At 73.9% G+C, this 22,463-nt stretch carries 19 protein-coding genes; 4 read left to right on the forward strand and 15 right to left on the reverse strand.

The window, feature by feature from the left end:
• Nucleotides 1–79: 79 nt before the first annotated feature.
• The 14 genes from ACFXHB_RS13205 to ACFXHB_RS13270 form a co-directional block, all read right to left on the reverse strand.
• The gene (locus ACFXHB_RS13205) at nt 80–844 is read right to left on the reverse strand and encodes a class I SAM-dependent methyltransferase (RefSeq protein ID WP_380574144.1); all 765 of its coding nucleotides are present in this window, start codon (nt 842–844) and stop codon (nt 80–82) included.
• Nucleotides 831–2,330 carry a coproporphyrinogen-III oxidase family protein gene (locus tag ACFXHB_RS13210; RefSeq protein ID WP_380574146.1) on the reverse strand — a complete coding sequence of 500 codons (1,500 nt, stop codon included), beginning with the start codon at nt 2,328–2,330 and terminating at the stop codon, nt 831–833. The genes ACFXHB_RS13205 and ACFXHB_RS13210 overlap by 14 nt, the downstream gene beginning before the upstream one ends.
• A 22-nt stretch (nt 2,331–2,352) precedes the next feature.
• Nucleotides 2,353–3,042, reverse strand: a complete 690-nt coding sequence (locus tag ACFXHB_RS13215; protein ID WP_380574147.1) for a class I SAM-dependent methyltransferase — start codon at nt 3,040–3,042, stop codon at nt 2,353–2,355.
• Entirely contained in the window at nt 3,039–4,178 is a 1,140-nt protein-coding gene (locus ACFXHB_RS13220; RefSeq protein ID WP_380574149.1) for a BtrH N-terminal domain-containing protein, read from the reverse strand. The genes ACFXHB_RS13215 and ACFXHB_RS13220 overlap by 4 nt, the downstream gene beginning before the upstream one ends.
• A complete protein-coding gene (locus ACFXHB_RS13225; RefSeq protein ID WP_380574150.1) occupies nt 4,175–5,038 on the reverse strand; it encodes an NAD(P)-binding domain-containing protein in 864 nt (287 codons plus the stop codon). The genes ACFXHB_RS13220 and ACFXHB_RS13225 overlap by 4 nt, the downstream gene beginning before the upstream one ends.
• Entirely contained in the window at nt 5,035–6,369 is a 1,335-nt protein-coding gene (locus ACFXHB_RS13230; RefSeq protein ID WP_380574151.1) for a phenylacetate--CoA ligase family protein, read from the reverse strand. Before ACFXHB_RS13230 ends, ACFXHB_RS13225 begins: the two co-directional genes overlap by 4 nt.
• Nucleotides 6,366–7,418, reverse strand: a complete 1,053-nt coding sequence (locus ACFXHB_RS13235) for a zinc-binding dehydrogenase (protein ID WP_380574152.1) — start codon at nt 7,416–7,418, stop codon at nt 6,366–6,368. The genes ACFXHB_RS13230 and ACFXHB_RS13235 overlap by 4 nt, the downstream gene beginning before the upstream one ends.
• On the reverse strand, nt 7,415–8,860 hold the full coding sequence (locus ACFXHB_RS13240; protein WP_380574153.1) for a B12-binding domain-containing radical SAM protein: 1,446 nt from the start codon (nt 8,858–8,860) through the stop codon (nt 7,415–7,417). Before ACFXHB_RS13240 ends, ACFXHB_RS13235 begins: the two co-directional genes overlap by 4 nt.
• Nucleotides 8,861–8,871: 11 nt before the next feature.
• Complete coding sequence (gene mfnA / locus ACFXHB_RS13245; RefSeq protein ID WP_380574154.1) at nt 8,872–10,119, reverse strand: tyrosine decarboxylase MfnA; 1,248 nt, start codon at nt 10,117–10,119, stop codon at nt 8,872–8,874.
• Nucleotides 10,064–10,984 (reverse strand): deoxyribonuclease, encoded by a 921-nt coding sequence (locus ACFXHB_RS13250; RefSeq protein ID WP_380574156.1) that lies wholly within the window; start codon nt 10,982–10,984, stop codon nt 10,064–10,066. The genes mfnA and ACFXHB_RS13250 overlap by 56 nt, the downstream gene beginning before the upstream one ends.
• Before the next feature lie 7 nt (nt 10,985–10,991).
• Entirely contained in the window at nt 10,992–11,837 is an 846-nt protein-coding gene (locus ACFXHB_RS13255; protein WP_380574157.1) for a sugar phosphate isomerase/epimerase family protein, read from the reverse strand.
• Between the two features lie 82 nt (nt 11,838–11,919).
• Nucleotides 11,920–12,558, reverse strand: a complete 639-nt coding sequence (locus ACFXHB_RS13260; RefSeq protein ID WP_380574158.1) for a class I SAM-dependent methyltransferase — start codon at nt 12,556–12,558, stop codon at nt 11,920–11,922.
• Between the two features lie 189 nt (nt 12,559–12,747).
• Nucleotides 12,748–13,857, reverse strand: coding sequence for a 2-deoxy-scyllo-inosose synthase (locus ACFXHB_RS13265; RefSeq protein ID WP_380574159.1), 1,110 nt, complete (start codon nt 13,855–13,857; stop codon nt 12,748–12,750).
• Nucleotides 13,858–14,199: 342 nt separating this feature from the next.
• The gene (locus ACFXHB_RS13270; protein ID WP_380574161.1) at nt 14,200–15,522 is read right to left on the reverse strand and encodes a TrpB-like pyridoxal phosphate-dependent enzyme; all 1,323 of its coding nucleotides are present in this window, start codon (nt 15,520–15,522) and stop codon (nt 14,200–14,202) included.
• Between the two features lie 352 nt (nt 15,523–15,874).
• On the opposite strand from ACFXHB_RS13270, the gene ACFXHB_RS13275 reads away from it, so the two are divergent.
• Together ACFXHB_RS13275 and ACFXHB_RS13280 are read left to right on the forward strand one after the other, a co-directional pair.
• Nucleotides 15,875–16,519 (forward strand): GyrI-like domain-containing protein, encoded by a 645-nt coding sequence (locus ACFXHB_RS13275; protein ID WP_380574162.1) that lies wholly within the window; start codon nt 15,875–15,877, stop codon nt 16,517–16,519.
• A 400-nt stretch (nt 16,520–16,919) separates the two neighbouring features.
• On the forward strand, nt 16,920–17,789 hold the full coding sequence (locus ACFXHB_RS13280; protein WP_380574163.1) for a GyrI-like domain-containing protein: 870 nt from the start codon (nt 16,920–16,922) through the stop codon (nt 17,787–17,789).
• An 84-nt stretch (nt 17,790–17,873) separates the two neighbouring features.
• Here the strand turns inward: ACFXHB_RS13280 and ACFXHB_RS13285 are convergent, their stop codons facing one another.
• Nucleotides 17,874–19,934: a discoidin domain-containing protein gene (locus ACFXHB_RS13285; RefSeq protein ID WP_380574164.1), complete on the reverse strand. Its 2,061-nt coding sequence runs from the start codon at nt 19,932–19,934 to the stop codon at nt 17,874–17,876.
• A gap of 719 nt (nt 19,935–20,653) precedes the next feature.
• On the opposite strand from ACFXHB_RS13285, the gene ACFXHB_RS13290 reads away from it, so the two are divergent.
• Complete coding sequence (locus ACFXHB_RS13290) at nt 20,654–21,067, forward strand: hypothetical protein (protein WP_380574165.1); 414 nt, start codon at nt 20,654–20,656, stop codon at nt 21,065–21,067.
• The gene (locus ACFXHB_RS13295) at nt 21,064–22,146 is read left to right on the forward strand and encodes a helix-turn-helix domain-containing protein (RefSeq protein WP_380574166.1); all 1,083 of its coding nucleotides are present in this window, start codon (nt 21,064–21,066) and stop codon (nt 22,144–22,146) included. Before ACFXHB_RS13290 ends, ACFXHB_RS13295 begins: the two co-directional genes overlap by 4 nt.
• Nucleotides 22,147–22,463 lie beyond the last annotated feature (317 nt).

Below are 22,463 nucleotides of genomic sequence, written 5' to 3' on the forward strand. Positions count from 1 at the left end.
GCCCGCGCTGCGGCGGGCACCACGCCCCGCCGGTGCTCCGCCGGGCCGAGGGGGCGCCGGCGGAACCGCGGGGGGACCGTCAGTCGAAGATCCGGTCGTAGATGCCGGGCTCGCCGACGGTGTACCCGGTGTCCCGGGTCCGGGAGGAGACCACCAGGTTGATGCCCTCCCGGCTGACGCTCCAGTCGCCCAGGCCGACCTGGTCGAGCAGCTCGCGCATCTCCTCGGTCGAGTACGAGGCCCGCAGCGAGCGCATGAACGCGTTCGCGTCACCGCCGGCGTACTGCAGCACGAAGGAGACCATGCCCTCGTCGGCGTCGCGGGCCAGGTCGTACAGCAGGACGGCGCCGCCGGGGCGGCAGACCCGCGCCAGCTCGGGCAGGATCCGGGCGGGCTTGTCCCACCGGTTGATCGCGCAGAAGCTGAACACCACGTCGAAGCTGTCGTCCGGGTACGGCAGCCGGCTGTACCGGGCCCAGTCACAGGCGAAGTCGCCGCCGTAGGAGACCAGGTTGGCGAAGATGGTGTTCTCCCGGGCGACCTCCAGGAAGGCGTCGTTGCTGTCCAGCCCGGTGAAGGTGGAGTCGCGGTGCTGGGCGGCCAGGCGCAGCGACAGCAGCCCGCTGGCGCAGCCGATCTCCAGGACGTTCTTGTCCGGCCCGCAGTCCGGCCCGATCAGCTTCATCATGTGCTGCATCGGGATGATCATCGAGGTGCGCACGCTGCGGTCGTACGCGCGGCACTCCTCGGTGGTCTCGAACGGGTCGCCCTGCGGGGTCCGCTCGGCGAGGTCGAAGATCCGGCCCCGGCGGGCGCGGCGCGCGGTGGTCTCAGAACTGGACAAGGGGGAGCCCCTTCCGGCCGTCGGTACGGTCGATCTGCCACTTGAGGATCTCGGTGCTCGCCGAGGTCGGCTGCGGGAGCCGGTAGTTGGCGTCCGAGTAGAAGCTCTTGGAGATGTTGTCGATGTAGTACCAGCCCTTCGGGTAGGTGACCTGGATCGCGTCGGCGTCGACCTCCAGCAGCCCCTTGGCCACCAGGTCGTCGATCTTGTCCTTGAAGTACTCGTACGGGTCGACGCCGTGCCGCTCGCGGTAGACCGAGCGCTTGACCCGCAGCAGCTTCAGCCCCAGCACGAGGCTGCGGCAGCGCTGCTCGTGCTCGTCGGTGTAGGCGCCCATCACCACCGGCAGCCGGCCCTCGTTGCACCGGCTGATGTACGACTCGATGTCCGGCTCGTTGAGGTACATGTGGTTGTTCAGGTACCCGTAGGCCCCCGAGCCGATGGCCACCATGTCCCCGCACCGGCCCCAGATCTGGGAGAGGTGGTCGGTGAGGTAGAAGGTGTCCGTCTCCAGGCCGCGGTACGGCTTGCTGCCGTCCTTGACCACCGGGTACGTCTTGACCCCGGCGGCCTCCCACTGCGGCCGCATCGGCTCGATGAAGTCGTTGTAGGTGAGCGCCAGGTAGCCCGCGTCCATCAGCGTGGTGTGCAGGTACTGGTACATCTCGTCGGCCTCGCGGGTGCTCGGGCAGGGCGGGGTGGCCCCGCTCTGCAGCGCGAAGAACACCTCCGAGCCGGGCATGACCGCGTAGTTGTAGACCGAGAACGACGTCACCGGCAGGTCCATCAGGGTGCGGATGTCCTGCGCCCAGAGCTCCGGGGTCTGGCCGGGGATGCCGATCATGTAGTCGATGCAGAGGTTCTCCAGGCCGCTGCGGTCGATCAGCTCGATGGTGCGGGTGGCGGACTCGCCGGTGTGCGCCCGGGCCCGGCCGAGGTAGCGCAGCAGCGGGTCGTGGAAGGTCTGGACGCCCAGGCTCATCCGGTTGACGCCGTGCTTGAGCAGCACGTCGAGCTTCTGCTGGTCGACGTCGACCGGGGTCGACTCGATGGTGATCGAGCAGTCCGGGCTGAAGTTCAGCCGCTGCTTCATGTAGCCGAGCAGGTCGTCGAGTTCCTCGGCGCGCAGCGTGGTCGGGGTGCCGCCGCCGAAGTAGCCGGAGGTGAACACGGTCTCCCGGACGTGCGGCAGCTGCGCGTACAGGTCGATCTCGCGCTTGAGGGCCTGGAGGTAGCGCTGGGTGAGGGTGTTGCGGGTGGAGAACTTGTTGTACGGGCAGCTGGTGCACACCTGGTTGCAGAACGGGATGTGCACGTAGAACGAGGTGGTCTTGGGGAACTTCTCGCGGGTGGCGTAGATCTGGTCCGCCGTCAACGGCTTGACGTCGCACGGGTACCAGCGGACGAACTCGATGTCCCGCTCCGGGTAGTCCCGCCAGAAGCTCGGGGTGTCGAGGAAGTTCCGGGTGATCGCTTCTTGGGTCATGTGCGTGTGCCCCTCCGGTTCGTCAGGTGGCGCGGTGGTGCTCGACGGTGAGTGCCATCGGGCCGTCCGGGCCGACCGCCCAGTCGGCCATCCCCGCGGCGTCGAGCCGTTCGCGCAGTTCGGCACTGGTCCAGGCGCCGCGCAGGGAGTCCAGGTAGGTGCGCAAGCGGTACCGGCCGTCGGGCGAGTCGTCGGCGGCCATCTCACGCAGGGTGTATTCGAGGATGAACGGGTCCGGGTCCCGGCGCAGGTCGTTGACCAGCAGCCGGCCGCCGGGGGCCAGGGCCCGCGCCAACCCGCGCAGCAGGCCGGTGGGTTCGAGGCACTCGCCGAGCGCGTGCACGCTGTAGACCAGCGGGTGGTGCCCGGCGAGGGCGGCCGGCAGCGGGCTCCCGGCCGGCCAGTGGTCGACGGGCACCGCGGCGCCGAGCCGCTCGCGCAGCGGGCCGACGGCGCCCGGGTCGGTGCAGAGCACCCGCAGGTCGACCGGGCGGCGCGCCAGCAGCAGGCCGGCGAACCCGCCGTAGCCGGGGCCGACCTCCAGCACCGGGCCGTCCGCGCAGGCGCTCTCCAGGAGGTCGAGGAACTCCTCCTTGTACTGGTTGCGGGCGGCCACGTACCGGTCGTACGCGAGGCGGTCCGCCTCGTCGGAGAGCCGATGGCGGGTCGGCGTCCGGACGGCCGGCAGCAGGCCGGTGGACACGGTGCTCACACCTCCCTCAGCAGGGCGAACAGCTCCCGCTCGGTCTCGGCGACGGCGTTGAGGGCGGCGCGCAGCTCCCCGGCGAGGCGTTCGCGCACCGGGCCGAGCCCGGCCGCGGCGGCGGCCCGCAGGCCGGGCAGCCGCTCGCCCAGCAGGGCGGCGCGGGCCAGGGCGGCGGCGCCGCCGTCCAGCAGCTCCGCCTCCCGGGCCCGGTAGGCGGCGCCGAGTTCGGCGAAGTCCGCCGTCCAGTCCGGCAGCAGCAGCGCGATCACCCGCTCCCAGCGCCCGGCGCTGTCGGCGCAGAGCAGGGCGGCGTCGGCGAGCCGGTGGTCGCCGGTGAGCTCGGCCGCCTCGGTCAGGAACGCCCGGAACAGGTTGCGGAAGGCGTTCCCGCCGGTGCCGGCCAGCTCGAAGTCGACGTAGGCGCCGGACAGTTCCTCCACCACGGCGTCGGCGGCGGTGCCGCTGAGCAGCAGGTGCCCCAGCCCGGCCGCGTAGGAGTCCAGGCCGCGCAGCCCGAAGCTGGGCACCGGCGGGTGCAGCATGGCGCGGCAGGACTGCCGGATGCCCTGGCGGATGTCGTCCTCGGTGGGGTGCCGGGCGGCCTTCCAGTCGGCGCGCAGCAGGGCGTGCCGGGGCGGGAAGGGCTGGTGGCCGGAGGCCCGGGCGGTGGCCAGTTCGGCCGTCGTCAGGGTCTGCGGGCGGGCCGGGCGGTCGGAGACGGTGACGGTGCCCCGCTCCCGGTCGTGTCCGAGGACGACGATCGCGTGGCCGCCGAAGTGCCGGGTGGCCTGGAAGTACGGCAGGTGGAAGAGGTCGGCGTAGACGACCGCCGGCCGGCCCCCGTCGAGTTCGGCCAGCAGGTCGTCCCAGGCCCGGCCGGGGTCGTCGGTGACGGCGACCTCCAGGTCCAGGCCGACGCCGGCCGCCATCCGCCGGGTGAACTCCGGGAACGGGCCGTTGCGCCCGCCGGTGAAGCCGCGCCCGCCGGGCGGCGCGGGCATGTGCATGAAGTTGATGCCGCCGGCCACGCCGAACAGCATCGCCTCGCTGATCGGCAGGCCGTGGGCGGCCAGCTGCTTGCGCAGCGAGGCGGTCTCGCAGTGCGCGCCGCCGTGCGGCAGGTCCGGCGGGGTGACGGTCATGCGGGTCCTCCCGGGGTGACGGGGCGTTCGGCCCAGGCGGTCCAGCCGAGCGCGTCCGGCGGGACGAGCGCGGCGGCCGGCGGGGCGAAGGGCGCGGCGACGGGTGCCGGGGCGGCCGGCGGCCGGGTGGCGGCCGCGGCCTCGGCGGCGATCTCGTCCAGCACCGAGCGGGTGTAGGGGTTGGCGTCCGAGGGCGGGTAGTCCAGAGCCGTTCCGACGAAGACGTTGCGGATCGCGGCCCGCACGATGTCGGTGGGCAGGCCGCGTCCGGTCAGCTCGGCGGCCAGATCGGCGCAGGCGCGCAGGGCGGCCTTGGTGGCGGCGCGGTTGGCCGGGCCGACGCAGGCCTCGGGCCCGAGCACCACTTCGCCGAGGTCGGCGGCCAGGGTCCGCAGCAGCCCGATCCGGCGCGGCGCGGAGGTCACCAGGACGGTCTTGAGGCCCAGCGCGACCGCCGTGAACTGGCAGACCGGTTTGAGGCCGACCACCTCCACGCCGAGGTCGGGCAGGTCCTCGGTGGGCACGCTGGTCGCCATGTTGACGAACAGCGCCCGGCGGCCGACCTGGTCGGTCAGCGCGGCGAGCCGGCGCAGCGCGGCCGCGGTCTCCTGCGGGGGGACGCAGAGCAGCACGGTGTCGGCGGCGGTGAGGATCTCGCGCTGGTCCATGTCGGGCAGCGAGAGCTCGGCGGCGACCCGCCGGGCCACCGCGGGGTCGCTGTCGTTGAGCAGTACGGGGAAGCGTTCGGCCAGCCGGTCGGCCAGCACCGCGCCGAGCCGGCCGAGGCCGACCACGGCGATCGTCCCGGGGTCGTTGTGCCGGGGTTCGGCCGGGTTGCCGGGGCGCGGACCGAGCGTCATGAGACCGCCTCCAGGTCCTCGATGGTCAGGCTGCCGGGCTTGAGCATCCGGTCCATCGCCCGGCGCACCTGGGCCCGGTCGATCGGGGCGACCGCCGCGGGTACCCCGAACTCGGCGGTGACCCGCTCGGCGACCGTCGCGCAGAGCGCCGTCGGGTCACCGCCCTCGGCCTCGACCCGGATCTCCAGGCGCTCCCCGGCCACGCCGGCCGCCCAGTAGAGGCCGGCGCCCTCGGTGGCGAGCACGGTCTGCTCCAGCGCCAGCTTGTTGATCCGCCGGCCGCCGACGGTCAGCTGCTCGCTGACCCGCCCGTGGTGGGCGAGCACCCGGCGCGGGCTGCCGCAGGCGCAGGGCTCGGCGGAGACGGTGACGAAGTCCCCGCTGCGGTAGCGCAGCAGCGGCATGGCCCGGCCGGCCAGCGAGGTGATGACGAGCTCCCCGGCGGTGCCGTCCGGCACCGGCGCGGTGGTCTCCGGGTCGATCACCTCGAACAGGTGCCGGTCCTCGGTGAGGTGCAGGCTGCCGCGCTCGCAGACCAGGCCGAGCGAGTTGGTCTCGGTGGAGCCGTAGGCGTTGGAGAGCCGGACGCCCCAGAGCGAGGCGATCTTCTCCAGCTTGGCGGCCGAGCAGGTCTCGCCGACGTAGAGGAAGGTCCGCAGGCCGATCTCGGCCGGGTCGCGCCCGGTGTCCTTGAGCATGTCGTAGAGGCGCAGCGCCCGGCTCGGTGTGCAGACCAGCGCGGTCGGGCGGACGGTCCACATCATCTCGACCATCCGCTCGAACGGGCAGACCAGGCTGAGCGTGCCGACCGGCACCACGGCCGCGCCGTTCTGCTCCAGCGCGCGGTCCAGGTCGTACGAGGCGAAGGCCAGCTCGTAGGGGATGGCGATGAAGGCGAGGTCGCCGGGGCCCAGGACGTGGCCGACGGACTGCTCGACCGCGACGTTGCCGCGGATCCAGTCCTCGTAGGTGATCATCGACGAGGTGGGGCTGCCGGTGGTGCCGGTGGACTCGCCGTAGCGGATCAGCTCCTCCCGGCCCACCGCGAGCAGCCCGAACGGGTAGGCGCCGCGCAGCTCCGCCTTGGTGGTGAAGGGCAGCGTCCGCAGCTCCTCGACGGTGCCGGGCCGCAGCGACCCGTGCTGGTCGGCCCAGTGCTCGCGGTAGAACGGCGAGTTGGCGAAGGCGTGGTCCAACTGGCGCCGCAGCAGGGTGAACTGGTGGTCGGGGACCTGGTCGGGGCTGAGCTTCTCGAAGGCCGCGAGGTCGGCGAGCGCGGCTTCCCGGATCTCCGGATAGCGCAGGTGCGGCGGGCGGTCGGCGGTGGTCACCGGGCATCCTCTCCAAACATCAGCTGGGTCTTGATCCGGGTGCGGGGGTCGAGGGCGAAGGCCTCCGCCGCCCGCTCGGCGGGCAGCCGGTGGGTGACCAGCAGCGCGGCCTCCTCGCGGTGGCCGGCCAGGAACTCCTGGGCCCGGTGGAAGCCGCCGGTGCCGCCGATCGAGCCGACCAGGGTCAGCGCGTTGGCGACCAGCAGGTCGGTGCGCAGCGCCGCGCTGCGGCGCAGCCCGAAGCAGAGCACCCGCCCGCGCGGTACGGCGCAGGCCAGGGCGGTGGCGAGCCCGTCGGCGCCGCTGGAGCAGTCGACGGTCAGGTCGTAGCGGGCGGCGGCGGTGAGGGCGGCGTAGCCGCCGGCCGACCGCGCGGCGGCGTCCGGCTCGGGCGCCTCGGTGCGCACCCGGGCGCTCGGCAGCAACCGCCGGACGGCGGCGGCCTTCACCTCGTCCGCCTCCAGCAGCTCCACCGCGCCGGCCCCGTACGCCCCGGTGAGCAGCAGGTACGAGGCGAGGCCGAGGGCGCCGGCGCCGATCACCAGGATCCGCTCGTCGGGCCGCGGCCCGATCCGGTCCAGGCCCTGGGCGGCGACCGCGAAGAACTCGGAGAGCGCCAGCAGTCCGGGGCCCAGGCCGTGGGTGTCGGGGTAGAGGTAGCGCCGGTCCACCGTCCGCAGGCGGGTCGAGAAGCCGTCCACGGTGAGACCGAACTTCTCGATCCGGGCGCAGACGTTGCGGTCGGTGCCGCACCGGGGGCAGTCGCCGCACCAGCGCGAGCAGTCGCCGGTGACCCACTGGCCCAGCAGCGCCCGGCCGTTCCGCCCGGTGTCGACGACCAGGCCGGACCACTCGTGGCCGAAGCGCAGCGGGTAGCTGCTGGGGCCGCCGTAGGCGCCGTCGAACAGGGCCTGGTCGCTGCCGCACAGGGTGACCCGGTCGACCTGGACCAGCACCTCGTCGGGGCCGAGCGGCGCGGTCGGCGGCTTCGCCTCGCCGACGGTGAGCCGGCCGGGGGCGGTCAGTCGCAGGTCCGCCCCGGCACTCATCGCGCACCGCCCGCGGGCGGCGCCTGGAGCGGCGGCAGGTGGTCGTTGAGCTCGGCCTCGATCCGCTCGCTCTCCTTGCGGGCCATGGTGATGCGCTCGCGCAGGCTGATCGAGTTGAGGCCCCACCACAGGTACCAGTTGTCGTTGGCGAGCACCCGCGCCTGGATCTCGTCGAGGAGGGCGTCGTCCTCGATGACCGCACGGGAGCAGTAGTACTTGGGCACGATGAATCGCTCCGTTCCGGTGATCATTCCCTCGGCGACGGCGGTGCCGTGCAGGGCGGTGCCCCGGCAGACCCGCAGGCCGAGCGTCCAGAAGGCGTGCACGTCGGGCGTGGCGGGCGGGACGAGCCGCTCCATCACGTCGAAGGTCTCGCGGACGGAGTCCCGGTCGTCGCCGGGGCTGCCGATGAACAGGCAGTGCTCGACCCGGATGCCGGCCTCGACGAACCTGCGGTGGGACTCGACGATCTGGCGCTGGCGGAAGTTCTTCTTCAGCCCGCGCAGGATCCGGTCACAGGCCGAGTCGGTGCCGAACTCCACGTAGTAGCAGCCGGTCCGGGCCATCAGGTCGACCAGTTCGGCGGTCACGTTGCCCGGGTTGACCATGCAGGACCAGGGCATCTCGATGCCCCGCCGGACGAACTCCCGCAGCACCTCCAGCGAGTAGTTGAGCGGCAGGTTGAACACCCCGTCGACGATCTCCAGGACCTCCAGGCCCTCGTCGCGCAGCCGCTCCACCTCGTCGGCGACCCGGGAGACCTCGTCGAACTTCACCCCGGTGCCGTCCACCAGGAAGTTGCTGCAGAAGACGCACTCCAGCACGCAGCCCTTCTTGGTCTGGATGGTCGCCGGCACCTTGAGGCTGCGGTCGTGCGTCTCGTACGAGTAGCTGAAGTACCGCTGGTCGTACAGCGCCGGGTCGGGGCGGGCCGCCTTGCGGTAGTCGATCCGGAAGACGGCGTCGCGGCGGTGGTACCCGCCGCCCGGGAGCGGGCGGATCACCCCGGGCACGTCCAGCGGCTCCTCGCCGCGGGCCAGGTGCTCCAGCAGTGGCTGGACCGACTCCTCGGCGAAGCCGGTGATCCCGTAGTCGGCCCGGACGAAGTCCATCAGGTCCTCGGGGACGGTGGAGAACCCCGGGCCGCCCAGCAGCACGGTGACGCCGGGCAGTTCGTCGCGCGCCCAGTCGGCCACCTCGCGGGCCAGCGGGGTGTAGACGACCGGCTCCAGCATGCTCTGCGAGTCGACGTTGCGGATCGATATCCCCACCACGTCGGGCTTGAAGGAGCCGACCGCCGCCCGCACCACCGGCTCGTCCTCCTCCTCCCACATCAGGTCCAGCGTCTCGACCCGGTGCCCGGCGGCCCGGGCCTGGGTGGCGATGGTGACCATGCCGATCGGCAGCACCGGCCGGAAGGACTTCAGCTTGTTGATCGACACGAAGAGCACCTTCACGGCCGGCCCCCGTCGACCTCGGCCAGCACCGCGACCAGGTGGCGCAGCTGCCGCTCGCTCTGGTGCCAGTGCACGACCAGCCGCAGCAGGCCCAGCCGGCGGGCCACCGAGGCGATCAGGCCGCGCTCCTCCAGCGCGTCCACCAGCTTCTCCGGGGCCGGGTGACGGACCGTCACCACGGTGAGCTCGGGTCGCGGGGCGACCTCGAAGCCGGCCTCGGTCAGCAGTCCCACCAGCAGCGCGCGCCGCTCCCACAGCCCGGCCACCGACGCCCGGTAGCCGCCGCGGCCCTGGGCGCGCAGCGCGGCCCAGGTGGCCAGCAGCGCGCCGCCGGGCCGGGTGCCGAGCAGGGCGTGGTGGTCGAGGGTGCCCCGGTAGTGCGAGGAGGTGCGCAGGGCGTCCGGCGCCTCCTGGTCGCGGAACAGGACGTGGCCCGCGGGGATCGGCGCGCCACCGTACTTGTGCGGGTCCAGCGTGACCGAGGAGACACCCGGGACGTCGAACCCGATCGGCGGCAGCGGCTCGCCCAGCTCCCGGGCGAAGGGCACCAGGAAGGCGCCGGTGGCGGCGTCCACGTGCACCGGCACGCCGAGCGCGGCGGCGTGCGCGGCGATCGCCGGCACGTCGTCCACGGCGCCCGACTCGGAGCTGCCCGCGGTGGCCACCACCAGGGCGGTGTCCGGGGTGATCAGCGGCAGCAGCCGGGCGGTGTCGACCCGCAGCCCTTCGTCGGAGGGGACCCGGACCACCTCGACCGCCAGCAGCGCGGCGATCTTGTCGAAGGAGAAGTGCGCGCTGTCGCCGAGCAGGACGCGGGCCGGCGCGCCGGCCCCGAACCGGGCCCGGTGGTGCCGGACGGCGGCGAGCACCGCCAGCAGGTTGGCCTCGGTGCCGCCCGAGGTGGCCACCCCGGACGCCCCCGGGCCGTCCATCAGGTCGGCCAGCATGGCCGTCACCTCGGCCTCGGCGCGCGGCAGCGAGGGGAAGATCCGGTTGTCGCCCAGATTGCTCTGCTGGTGGGCGGCGAACACCTGCTGGGCCACCGGCAGCGGCGTCGAGCAGATCGAGTTGAAGACGGTGCCGTCCCGGTAGTCGTGGTCGTCGGCGCAGAGGCCGGCCAGCTCGGCCAGCACCTGCTCGACGGGCGCGCCCCGGTCGGGCAGCCCGGCCGGGCGGTCGCCGGCGGGCTCAGCCGGCGGCGGGGACCCGGTGGGGGACGGCGAAGAACTGGGCAGCGTTGCCATGAGCGAGAGCCCTCACGATCTGCTCGGGGACACCATGGAGTCGGAGCCGGTGCACCGTCCGGGCCAGACCCAGCGGGTCGGCCGAGCCGAAGTGCAGGCCGGTGTTGAGCATCAGCCGCTTCGGGCCGAACCGCTCCAGCAGGCCCAGCACCTCGCGGTGCGACTGCTTCTCGCGGATCTGGAACAGCGCGTCCTGGCGCGGGGCGACCGCGATCCCGTACCCGCCGAGCCCGCGCAGCGCCGGGTGCTCGGCCAGCAGGTCGATCCGCCGCTCGTCCAGGTCGAGCAGGGCGATCGTGGCGGGGTCGATGCCGGCCCGTTCCACCGCGCCGGCCAGCGGCGCCAGCATCGCCCGGAAGGCCGGCAGCGCGGGTGGCGACTCCACCAGCACCGGCAGCGCGCGCGCCGACGCCAGCTTCAGCTGCCGCTCCAGCACCTCCACCTCGTCCGGGCCACCGGCCCGCAGCGACACCTCTCCCAGCGCCCGGACGCTCGGGTGGTCCAGGTACCGCTCCAGCACCTCGATCCCGGCCAGCGCGCCGCGCAGGTCCCCGATGTCGGCCGCGTGCACCGCGAGCGCCACGTGCAGGTCGATCCCGTACGCGGCGGCCCGTGCGGTCTCGGCCCCGGTGAGCCGCTCGAACCGGGCGGCGAAGGCGCTGCCGGACTCCCGGGTCTCCAGCGAGGCGGAGCACGGCGCGAGCGCGGTGAGCACCCCGCTGACGGCCATCAGCTCGTAGTCGTCCGCGTTGCGCAGGTCGGTGTGGATGTGATGGTCGAACAGCGGCGTCAGACCGGTCCCCTGCAGGGCCCGGGGGGCGAGCGGCGGCGGGGGCGGCGGCGGGCCGGGACGGTCGGCGGGCACGGCCGGCTCAGCCCCGCGGACCGGCGGCCGCGGCGGCGATCGCGGCGGTCAGCACCTCGCGGCTGCGGCGCAGCGCGTGCTCGTAGCGGTCGGCGTGGTTGTACAGCTCCACGCTGACGTAGCCGTCGTAGCCGCCGCGCCCGAGCACCGAGAAGAACCCGGCGAAGTCGATGTCGCCGTCCCCGGGGATCTCGTGGTGGTGCACCCGGCCCTTGATGTCCTCGACCTGGATGATCTTCGTGTAGGGCAGGTTCCGCTCGACCGAGCCGAGGTAGTCCTCCTCCACCACCCGGCAGTGCCCGAGGTCCTGGGCGAGGGCGAACCGGTCGGAGGCCAGCGCGTCGGCCAGCCGGGCGACCCCGTCGTTGCTCTCCAGGAAGAACTCCGGCTCGGGCTCCATCGCCAGCACCGCGCTGCCCGGACCGTCCAGCACCTGCCGCACGCCCTCGTCCAGCCACTGCCGGGCCTGCTCCTCGCCCACCTCGGCCTTGCGCTTGCCGGTGGCGAAGTTGACGTAGGGGATGCCCAGTTCGTCGGCGATCCGGACCGCCCGCAGCACGAGGTCGACGCGGCGGGCCCGGCCCTCGGCGGTGGGGTGGATCAGCGAGGGCTCGAACCGCTCCTCGCCCAGCAGGTTGTCGGCGCCCGCGGCCAGGCAGCAGGCCGTCAGTCCGGAGCGCTCCAGCGCCTTGCGGATCGGCGCGGCCTCGGCGGGGCCGAACGCGAACGGGTCCAGGTGGGCCGGGTGCAGCGAGAGTTCGATCCCCTCGTAGCCGGCGTCGGCGACCACCTCGATGGCCCGCTCCACCGGGATCGTCCGCAGGCCGTTGGCGTTGTAGGCGAGCTTGACCACGACAGTTCTCCTTGGTTCGTGCTGACCGGTCAGGTACGGGGTCGCGGGCGGCCGCCGGGGCGGCCCCGCGGTGTCGGCGCGCTCACTTCTCCGCGGTGGCGTGCACGTGGAAGTCGTGCCAGGTGCGCAGTTCGATCCGCCGGAACCCGGCGGCGCGCAGCATCTCCTCCAGCTCGTTGAGCGAGAAGCGCAGGTGCACCTCCTCGGGGCCGGCGCCGTCGGGCTGCCGGGCGTACCAGGCCTCGATCTCCCGGTCGCGCTCCTTGTCGGCGGTCTTGCGGTAGTCCGCCAGGGCGACCCGCCCGCCGGGGCGCAGCACCCGGTACATCTCGGCGATCGCGGCCGGGGCCTCGTCGGCCAGCTCGTGCAGGACGTAGGTGGAGATCACCAGGTCGGCGGCGGCGTCGGCGACGGGCAGCGGCACCACCGGGCCCACGGTGCGGGTCAGCCGGTCGGCCACGCCCTCCCGGGCGGCCCGGGTGGCGAGCACCTCCAGCAGCTCCGGGCTGCCGTCGACGCAGTGCACCGAGCCCTGCGGGCCGACCAGCCGGGCGGCGGGTACGGCCGCGTAGCCCGTCCCCGCGCCGACGTCGACCACCTGCTGGCCGGGGGCGGCGCCGACGCTGCGCAGCAGGTCCTGCACCTCGCCGAGCGCCCAGCGCAGCGGGCCGTCGAGCCGGTAGACCGTCTCGGCGATCTCCGGGGATTGCGCGTCGTACATGGATGACTCCTTCGGGAGGCCGAACAGGCCGTCGGGCCCTGCTGGTTCGGCGGTCGGAGGGTGTGCCGGGCGCGCCGGGCGGCGCGGGGTCGCGCGAGGCGGGCGGGGTGCGGGTGCCGGGCGGGGGTGCGGGGTGCTGGGTGCGGGAGCCGGCGGGCGGAGAGCCGGGCGCAGTGCCGGGCGGAGTGCTCAGGCTTCGGCGAGGACGCTCTTCAGCAGTGGCTCGGGCACCGGCGTCTCGTGGTCGCCGTCGACGATGTGCACCCGGCCGACCTCGGGCACCAGCACGAACCGCACCGCGCTGCCCGCCCGGCGCTTGTTGTCGCTGAGGATGACCTCGACGATCCGCTCCGGGGTGAACTCCCGGGGCAGCGCGGTCGGCGTGCCGATCAGGGTGCCCAGCAGGTGCTCCTGGCGGGCCAGGACCTCCGGGGCGGTGATCCCGAGCCGGATGCCCAGCCGGGCCGCCGCGCACATCCCGATCCCGACCGCCTCGCCGTGCAGCAGCGCGCCGCCGGAGAGGAACTCCACCGCGTGGCCCACCGTGTGGCCGTACTCCAGGATGATGCCGGCGCCGCGTTCGCCCGGGTCCTGCGCCAGGATGCTCAGCTTGCTGCGCACCACCTCGTGGCAGACGCCGAGCAGGTCGTCCCGGATGCCCGTCACCCCGTCGGCCAGCAGGCCCTCCATCCGGTCGACCCAGGCGGCGTCGTTGACCAGGCCGTTCTTCAACGCCTCGACCAGGGCGCTGCGGTGCTGGCGCTCCGGCTCGCTGCGCAGCATCGCCACGTCGGCCCAGATGAACAGCGGCGCGTGGTAGACGCCGAACTGGTTCTTGCCGAGGGCGCCGTTGACGGCCTGCTTGTTGCTGAGGGTGCCGTCGGTGAGGTTCAGCATGGTGGTCGGGATCTCGACGAAGCGCAGGCCCCGGTAGACCATGGCGGCGGCGAGCCCGGCCAGGTTGCTGATCATGCCGCCGCCGAGCGCGCCGACGATCGAGTCCTTGGTGGCGCCGGCGGCCACCAGGCGCTCGCAGAGGGCGGTGAGTTCGGGCCAGCCCTTGACGCTCTCGCCCTCGGCCACGGTGATCAGATTGACGGCGACGCCGGCCCGGCCGAGCCGGTTCGCGAGGTCCCGGCCGAACAGCTCGTACAGCGGCTGGCTGGTGACCAGGTAGAACTCGTCGAACGCGTGCCGGCCCAGGTACTCGGGCAGCCGGTCGCCGATGGACTCGCCGAGATAGTACGGGCAGCTCGGGCTGGTCCCGCTGGAAAGTTCGATGATGGTTCCGTCGGACACGTCGGTCCTTTCGCGCAGGGTGTCGGAACGGGTGGTGTCGGAACGGGTGGTCCTGGGGCGCGTGGTCCCGGACGCGTGGTCCCGGACGGGTGGTCCCGCGGCCGCGGTCGTGCGCGGGGGTGCTCCCGGTGGTGCGGGCGGGCCCGCGTGCGCGGCGCTGTGCTCCCGGCGTGCGCGGTCGGCAGCGTCCGGGGCGGCGGTGCGCGGGTGGGCGGCGGGCGGGACGGCGGATCGGTGCGGGGGCGCCGTCGCGGCTCAGCGGTGCGGCGGGCGGGTGGTGCGGCGGTTCGGCGTTGAGCGGTGCGGCGGTGCGGCGGTGCGGCGGTGCGGCGGTTCAGCGGTTCAGCGGTGCGCGAGGTAGCCGTCGAGGTCGAGCAGCCCATTGCCGCTGACGCAGGCGACGATCACCTCGGCCCGCCCGGACTCCCGGGCCAGGACGGCGCGGTCCACGGCCGCGCGCAGCGCGTGGCAGGACTCGGGCGCGATCAGCATCCCCTCGGTGGAGAGCACCAGCCGCCCGGTCTCGAACACGTCGGCCTCCTCGTACGCGACCGCGTCCAGCAGTCCCTGGCCGCGCAGCACGCCGATGATGGGCGAGCCGCTGTGCTGGCGCAGACCGCCGACGTGGGTCTCCGGGAGCTCGTAGTCGCGGCCCAGGGTGTACGACTTGCCGAGCGGGGTGACGCCCTCCGGGTCGGCGTGGTCGTAGGCGAGGGTGCCCCGGGTGAGCCGGGGGGCGCTCGCGGACTCCGCGCCGAGCAGCAGCAGGCCGTCGCCGCGCTCCGCCTTCTCGGCCAGGTAGGGGCCCATGAAGCCGCCGAGGTTGCTGCCGCCGCCGACGCAGGCGACCAGCGCGTCCGGCCGCTCGCCGAGGGCGGCCAGCTGGGCCTTGGTCTCCTGGCCGATGACGGTCTGGTGGATCAGCACGTGCGCCAGGTTGCTGCCGGAGATGTAGCGGGTGTCCGGGTGCAGCGCGGCGTGGCTGATCGCCTCGCCGATCGCGGTGCCGAGCGAGCCCAGCAGGTGCCGCCCGTCCCGCAGCAGGGCCTTGCCGACCGGCGTCCGTTCGCTGGGGGAGGCGTGCACCTCGGCGCCGAGCATCTCGATCAGGGCACGCCGGCCGGGCTTCTGGCGGGCCGAGACCCCCGCCCAGTAGATGACGGCCTTGAGGCCGAAGCGGCGGGCGGCCCAGGCCACGGCGTGGCCCCACTGGCCGGCGCCGGTCTCGGTGACCAGCGTGTCGACGCCCTGTTCGGCCGCGAAGTGGGCCTGGGCGATGGCGGAGTTGAGCTTGAAGCTGCCGGTGGGCAGGACGTCCTCGCGCTTGAGGTAGATCCGGGCCGGCGTCTCCAGGTACCGCTCCAGGGCCCGGGCCCGCAGCAGCGGGGTGGGGCGCCCGATCGAGGCCAGCTCCTCGCGCACCTGGGCCGGGATCGGCAGGAAGGGTTCGGTGGCACCGTCCTGGGCGCGGACGGCGTCGAGCCGGATCCGCTGCTGCAGGGCGAGCCGGGAGCCCCAGGCGTCGTGCTCCGCGCCCTCGGGCTCGCGGGGCGGCGGGACGGGGCCGGGGAGGCTGGGGACGAGGTTGAACCAGTGCGAGGGGACCTCGCGGGGGTCCGCTGCGGCCGGCACCGGTACGGGGGTCCACTGGGCGGCTGGAGTCACGATGCATCCCTCTCGTCATCCGGATGGGGGAACCGCGCACGTCAGTTCTCGCAGCGAAACGACCGGGTGAGAAGCGGTTGGAGCGTTGTTGACCGGCTCAGTCAAGCTTTGGATCGGTTGCCGGGGGAGGACTTGACCGCAACGGTGGAAAAGCGGTCCCGGACCGGCTCACTCCTGGGCGAAGCCCGGGTCAGACGCCCGGGCCGGCGCCCGGCCGACGGACCGGACCGCGCGACCGGGCGCGCGGTGACCGTCGCCGCGCCGTCTCGTTCCCCCCTGCGGGGGCCTCCGGCCGCCCTGCCCACCGGCGCCCCGGGCGCCCCGACCCACAGCCGTACGGGAGTTCCGCACCATGAGTACCACCGGCAAGGCAGCGAAGACCGACCACCGCAAGCTCGGCGGCGCGCTGTACAGCGCCAAGGCCGTCCCGGAGCCCGTCGAGGTCCCGGAGTTCGACTTCCTGGCCGTCGACGGCGCCGGCGACCCGCAGCGCGGCCCCGAGTTCGGGCCCGCCGTCGCCGCGCTGTACGCCGCCTCGTACGCCCTCAAGTTCGCCGTCCGGGCCGACACCGGGACGGACTACGCGGTGATGCCGCTGGAAGGTCTGTGGAGCAGCGGTGACCCGGAGTTCGACGCCCTCTCCGCCGACTCCTACGGTCCCGGCGCCCGGGCCGGCTGGGAGTGGACCCTGCTGATCCGCCAGCCCGTCCCCTACACCGACGCGCAACTCTCCGCCGCGCTCGCCAAGGCGGCGGCCAAGGCCGGGGCGGAGGCGGCCGGCCGGCTGCGCCGGAAGACCTTCGCCGAGGGCGGCTGCGTCCAGGTGCTGCACAAGGGCCCCTACGAGACCGAGCCGCGGACCGTGAAGCTGCTGCACGACTATCTGCACACCGAGGGTCTGCGCGAGGCCGGCCGGCACCACGAGATCTACCTCTCGGACCCGACCAGGACGGCGCCCGAGCGACGCCGTACCATCCTGCGCCAGCCGGTGTCCTGAGGCGTCGGCACACCCGGGCACGGGCCGGTGACCTCCGGTGGCCGCCGTGGCGCACCTCCGTGCACCGGTTGCGGCCCGCTGGACAGCCATGGACGCCCCCCCTAGCATCGTGAGAATCCCCGTCAGGGCCAGGAGCCCGTCGGGGCCCGTCTTTCGCCCGTCCCCGGGAGCTGCTGTCAGGGCATGTCCGTTCGCCGGGCATGCCCCGGGGCGATGGGATCCGGACGTCCGACCCTGGCGCGCACGGGGGGTGATCGCGCAGGTAGTCCTTGAGGTGCGATCGATTGACATGCCATCGGTCGGTCCGTCGTCAGGCGTCGGCCCCACAGGCCCGGAATCGGCTCCGGTCGCCCGTCGGACCCGCCCGGCGGACCCGAGAAGCGGAGGGCTTCAGTCTGCTATGAAGATCGACACACTGAGCAGCCACGACGAGCGTCTGCGCCGGGCCATCCCCCACATCGTGGCCCAGGTCAGGGACGGTGAGGCGGCCGTCTCCCTGGAGGAGCTGGCGATGGCCACCAACACCTCGCCCGACTACCTGCGCCGGGTCTTCCGGCACCAGGTCGGCGAGCCGATCCACCGCTACGTGCGCAGGCTGAGACTCTCCCTGGCGGCCTACCGGCTGGTCTACGGCGACCGCACGATCATCGACATCGCCGTCAGCGCCGGGTACAACTCGCACGCGGCGTTCACCCGCGCGTTCCGGTCCGCCTACGGGATATGTCCCACCGACCTGCGCACCAATCCGCAGAACACGACCTGGCCCACCGCCGGCGCGGCCGGCGCGGACATCCGTCCGGCCGCGATCCCGCAGCGCCGGGTCGCGTTCTACTCCCACCTCGGCCCGATCGACAGCGCCGACACCGCCTGGGAGCGGCTGCGGGGCTGGCTCACCACCCACGGCCACTGTCCGGCCCGCTCCAAGGCCCTGGGCGTCTCCTACGACGACCCGGACTTCTTCATCGGGGCCCGGACGCGGCACGACATCTGCGTCCCGGTCTCGGACCGCTTCGATCCGCAGACCCGCGACGGCATGGGCGTCCAAGTGGTGCCCGCCTCCACCGGTCTGGCGATGCGTCACGTCGGACCGCCCGAGCTGATCCCGTTCACCTACATGCACCTGGCGGTCAGTGCCGCCACCAAGGGCATGCAGCGCACCGAGCGCCCGCCGCTGCCCTACTACCTGGAGTTCTCCTCCTTCCCGTCGGCCCACCCCGAGCGCCAGGTCGCGGTGGACGTCTACCTGATGCCGCACACCTGCCGGGGGTGAGGCGGAGCGCGCCCGGGCAGCGGGCACGCCCCCACGGGCCCCGGGCGGTCGCCCGGGGCCCGCGAACCCCGTCGGGGACGTCCGTCAGGTGCTGAAGACCCCGACCTCGTAGAGCGAGTAGCCCCAGCCGGTGCCGCGTTGGAGCCCGTGCACCCGGACGTACCGGGCCGGGACGCCGGCGAACCGCGCGGTGTCCAGGCCGCCGGCACCGGTGGTGGTGGACCACACGGACTGCCAGCCGGTCCCGTCGGTGGAGACCTCGATGCGGTACGCCCTCCCGTAGGCGCGCTCCCAGTCCAGGGTGACGCGGCCGACCAGGGTGGTCGCGCCGAGGTCGATCCGCAGCCACTGGTCGTCGCTCCAGTCGCTGGCCCAACGGGTGCCCCGGTCGCCGTCGACCGCCCGGGCCGCCGCGTAGCTGGTGAACGGGTTCCACTCCGTCGAGGCCGCCGTGACCGTCGAGCCGGCGGCGAGGTTCACCGCGGCGCGGTGGCGCTCGGTGGCCCCCCAGGTGCCGAGGTAGGACTCGGCGCCCCGGAAGAGGTCGTCGACCACGCCCTGCCCGCCGACCAGCCGGATCTCCTCCAGCCAGTCCGGGACGAGACCGTAGTGCGCGGCGCCGTCGGTGTTGTAGTCCCAGGTGCGCTCACCGGTGGTCTGGCGGTCGACGACGGAACCGCCGTCGGCGGTGCGGAACGGGTACCGGACCGGGTTCGGGGCGTTGGCACCGGGCGGGGCCGGCCAGCCGCCGAGGCCGTTCATGTCGGTGCCGTAGCCGTAGCCCACCCCGTACTTGTCGCGCAGCGCGTCAGTGCGCCGGGCCTCCGCGCTGAACGCCTCGGCGCCGTTCATGTACTGGGCGACGAAGCCGCCCAGCTTGTAGACGCGCTCGGTCCAGTCGAGGTCCATCCAGCTGTGCGAGGAGATGACGCCCGGGTACGAGGCCGATTCGAGGACGTCGAAGGCGCGGTCGGCCGCCTTGACGCTCATGTGGTCGACCTCCAGCATCATCCTGCGCTGCATCATGCCGCGCAGGGCGTACTCGCCCAGCTCGGTGAGGCCGCGGGTGTTGCACCGCGCGCCGGCCGCGTAGGACGGGACGGCCACTCCCGGCGGCAGCGAGCTCTGCGCGGCCGGCGCGGGGGCGAGGCCGATCGGGTTGTCGTGCTGCGGCCCGGCGCACTGCTCCGTCGCCCAGAAGGTGCCGGTGGACAGGAACTGGCCGACGTTGATGGCCGTGCCGAGGGCGCCCTCGTCGAACCGCACCCCGCACAGCGCGTTGTCGAACTTGTGGCAGAGGAACATGCTGCGCACGCCCAGGCCGTACAGCTCGTCCAGGCCGCGGTCGATGTCGGCCCGGCTGCACTGCGCGATGTCCAGGACCTGCTTGCAGCCGAACGGCTCGGACGTCTCCACGCCGAGCACGACGGCGAGTTTGCCCTGCTCGATCACCGAGCGGGCCTGCGCGCTGTCGGTGACGATCCGGAACCAGCCCTTGCCCGGACCGCCGTACATCCGGTCGATGTAGGCCTGCAGCTCGTAGGTCTTCCGCGCCTGGAGGCGGATGGAGTCCATCTCGTCGCAGCCGCGGTCCTTGAAGAAGTAGATCGAGCAGATCACCCCGTTGGTGACCAGGTCGTCGACCAGCACCCGCTGGCCGCCGCGCCAGGCCCGCTCGACCCAGGCGTAGTAGTTCTGTTCGTGGGTCAGCGAGTCGTGGGCCGGCCAGTCCTTGAAGGTGGGCCAGCCGACCGGGTCGTGCTTGCCGTCGCCGCCCTTGGTGATGAGGTCGAAGACGGCGAGCGAGCCGTCGGGGTAGTGCTCGGGGCAGTCCTTGAGCGCGTCCGCGATCCCCGACTCGGAGAACGTGCTGCCGCACAGGAGCCGCCCGCCGAAGGCCTCGTTGGACATCAGGTGGTCGTGCGCGTCGACGAAGCCGCGGACCCGGCCCTGGGCGTCGGTGCCCCGGAAGGGCTCGCCGGTGACGCCGATCTGCGAGTCGGGCGCGGGCCGCGCGACCGGGTCCCACCAGCCCGTCCCGCCCGAGGCCCCCGGCGCGGGGGCGGCGAACACCAGGGCGAGGAGGGTCAGCAGGGAGGCCAGGGCCGTGACGAGTCTGCGTCTGCGGAAGGGGTGTCGGGTCATGGTCACCACTCAGGTCTTCGGTGCGCGGACGACGCGGAGGAACGGCCGGCCGGCGGGGCGCCTGACCGCCCCGGCCGGGCGACTGTCATGTCCCGCGTACTCGGTGTGACGAGAATCGCCACTGTTGGATTCTTAGTCAATAGCCATGGACAGATGGGCCGTTGGCGTGCTCGGCCGTAGCCCGACGGGTGGCACGGCCGGGCGGGTGTTCCGGCAGCGGATCGCTGCCGGAACACCCGCGACCGACTCAACCCGTCGGTCGCGCGGCGGCTCCGGTGCAACGGAGGGCGCCGAAATCCCCTGATGCGACGTGGCATCGGCCGGGGCGGCCGGCTCGGGAACGGCCGCCCCTGCGGCGGTCGTCTCCCGGTCGGACGGACTGTAGACCGGCGCGGTCTGGCGATGCGAGGGGAGCGCCGGACACGAGGGGCCGGACACGAGTTTTGGCACACCCGGACACCGCTGTGGCCAGGGCGGCAGCGGGTGACGGACCCCGGTCCGGGCCTCCCGCCGGTTGTGAGGCGCCGGACATCGTGAGGCACCGCCAGGGACGAGTGGTGGCGCGCCCCGGGAGGAGTGCATCATCGGGGGCAGCCCGAGGGGCCGGAAAGGGGTGCAACCCACCGGACTCAACCGAGTGGTAACGGGCATGACGTGGCATCAGGTCGGCCCGGACGAGGCAGTGCCTCGACCAGGGCCACGAACGTGAGGACTCTTTCGTGAGTCGAGGATCCAGGGACGGCCGGGGATCGGCGAATGGCCGGTGGCCCGGGAACGGCCGGGGTGCCGCCGCGGGCGGCGGCGCGGCGGACCGCACCCGCTCGGCCGCCGCGGCCGTGGTGGTGGTGTCGGTGATGGGCGCGGCCGGCGCGGCGGCACTGGCGGGGATGCGGACGGCGGAGATCGGTGTGGTGCTCGGGCCGGCCGGCGCGGTCGCCGTGCTCCTGGTGCGTGAACTCGCCCTGCGTTCCCTCGCCGCGGCCGGGGTGGTCGCCGCGGTGATGGGCGAGTCGGGCGCCCTGGCACTGTCCGGTCTGGGGGGCCGGGAGATCGGTGCGGTCCTGGGGATCGGTGGCGCGGTCGCCGTGCTCCTGGTCCGCGAGCTGCGCCGCACCCGGCGTCCGAGCCGATGAGCGGGCCCGCCGAGCAGACCCCCGGGGCCGTGCGTCGGGCCCGTGCGCAGATCCATGTCCGTCGCCTCGCCGAGGAGTTGAACCAGGCGAGGCTCGCCCGGGGGATGAGCCACCGTGCCGTCGCGGCGGCGCTGCATGGCACCGCCGGGTGCTCACCGGCCTCGGTGAACCGGGCGCTCGGCGGCGAGACCCTGGTCGGTCGGGCGGCCACCGAGGCGATCGGCGCGGCCGTGGGCGCCCCTCCGGACCGGGTGCGCGCCCTGTGGGAGAAGGCGGCCGCCAACCGGACGCCGGTCTACCCACCGCTCCCCGGGGCCGGTGGGCGGCCGACCAGGCGAACCACGCTCGCCCTGGACCGGCCGCTCGACCTGATCACCCAGCCCCACGAACTCATGGACGCGGTGCGGGTGCTCCGGGCGCAGCGCGGCCGCCCCGCGCTGCGCACGATGGCCGCCGCCGCGGCACGGCGCGGGTACGCGGTGGGCCGCAGCACCATCGACGAGTTCCTGACCGGCCGGGCGGTGCCGACCTGGCGCACCCTCCAGGGCTGTCTCGCGGCGCTCGGGGTGGCCGAGCGCGAGTTCGAGGTGTGGCGGGTGGTCTGGTCCCGGGTCACCGTGGCGGCGTCGGGCCGGGAGGGCGGGCCGGTCGGAGCGGTGGGCCTGCCGCCGGCGGACGGGTCCGAGGCTCCAGCGGCTCATCAAGGGCCCGGACTTCCCCCGCGACCGGGCCCGTCCGTCCCGCCGCCGCGGCGTCCCGCGCCCCGGCTGCCGGACATCTCCGCGCTGCTGCGGGCGGCCCGGTCCGGGGTCGTCGGCGACCCGTCCCGGCGGCCGGCCGGGCGTCCGCCGGGCGTCACCACCCTGCTGCGGTTCGCCGAGGAGGCCGCGACGACGTACGCGGCGGAGAGCCACTTCCTCCCGGGTGTGCCCTTTCCGGGCCCGGCCGTGCCGTGGAGCGGGAGCTGCGCGTCGTGCCGGCGGCCGCTGTGGGTGGTGCTGGCCGAACTGCGCCCCGGTGAGGGGGCCTGTGGCCACTGTGCAGAGCGTGTGATCCGCGCGCCCCGGTCGGCCGGCTGACCGGCCCGGAGCGGTGCGGCCGGGGCGGAGCGCCGGGCCCGGTCGGAGGGGGTGGGCGAACGGGACGGTGCCGCCTTCGGCACCGTCCCGTTCGCGTCGTGGTGGCGCGGGGTTCGCTCCGGGCGCTCCCGGCGCTCCGGGCGGTCGCGGCGTCGGTGCGCCCGTGAGCAAGGCCTGTGCAGGGAGAGAGCACCGGCCGCCCCGAAGCGGCCATACCGTCCGTGGTGTTCCGCGCGGCGACCGGGTTCCGGCCCGCCGGACCGGACCGCGTGCGACCCGCGTCGCGGCGGTCCGCGCAGCTCTTCCACCGCATCGGA

The sequence above is a fragment of the Kitasatospora sp. NPDC059327 genome, assembly GCF_042752535.1.
Taxonomy (GTDB): domain Bacteria; phylum Actinomycetota; class Actinomycetes; order Streptomycetales; family Streptomycetaceae; genus Kitasatospora.

Excerpts from the sequence above, each read along its gene's own strand:
- ACFXHB_RS13285 (WP_380574164.1), bottom strand. The coding sequence starts at position 19,934 with ATGACCCGACACCCCTTCCGCAGACGCAGACTCGTCACGGCCCTGGCC.
- ACFXHB_RS13220 (WP_380574149.1), bottom strand. The coding sequence starts at position 4,178 with ATGACCGTCACCCCGCCGGACCTGCCGCACGGCGGCGCGCACTGCGAG.
- ACFXHB_RS13295 (WP_380574166.1), top strand. The coding sequence starts at position 21,064 with ATGAGCGGGCCCGCCGAGCAGACCCCCGGGGCCGTGCGTCGGGCCCGT.
- ACFXHB_RS13260 (WP_380574158.1), bottom strand. The coding sequence starts at position 12,558 with ATGTACGACGCGCAATCCCCGGAGATCGCCGAGACGGTCTACCGGCTC.
- ACFXHB_RS13210 (WP_380574146.1), bottom strand. The coding sequence starts at position 2,330 with ATGACCCAAGAAGCGATCACCCGGAACTTCCTCGACACCCCGAGCTTC.
- ACFXHB_RS13225 (WP_380574150.1), bottom strand. The coding sequence starts at position 5,038 with ATGACGCTCGGTCCGCGCCCCGGCAACCCGGCCGAACCCCGGCACAAC.
- ACFXHB_RS13235 (WP_380574152.1), bottom strand. The coding sequence starts at position 7,418 with ATGAGTGCCGGGGCGGACCTGCGACTGACCGCCCCCGGCCGGCTCACC.
- ACFXHB_RS13280 (WP_380574163.1), top strand. The coding sequence starts at position 16,920 with ATGAAGATCGACACACTGAGCAGCCACGACGAGCGTCTGCGCCGGGCC.
- mfnA (WP_380574154.1), bottom strand. The coding sequence starts at position 10,119 with ATGGCAACGCTGCCCAGTTCTTCGCCGTCCCCCACCGGGTCCCCGCCG.
- ACFXHB_RS13275 (WP_380574162.1), top strand. The coding sequence starts at position 15,875 with ATGAGTACCACCGGCAAGGCAGCGAAGACCGACCACCGCAAGCTCGGC.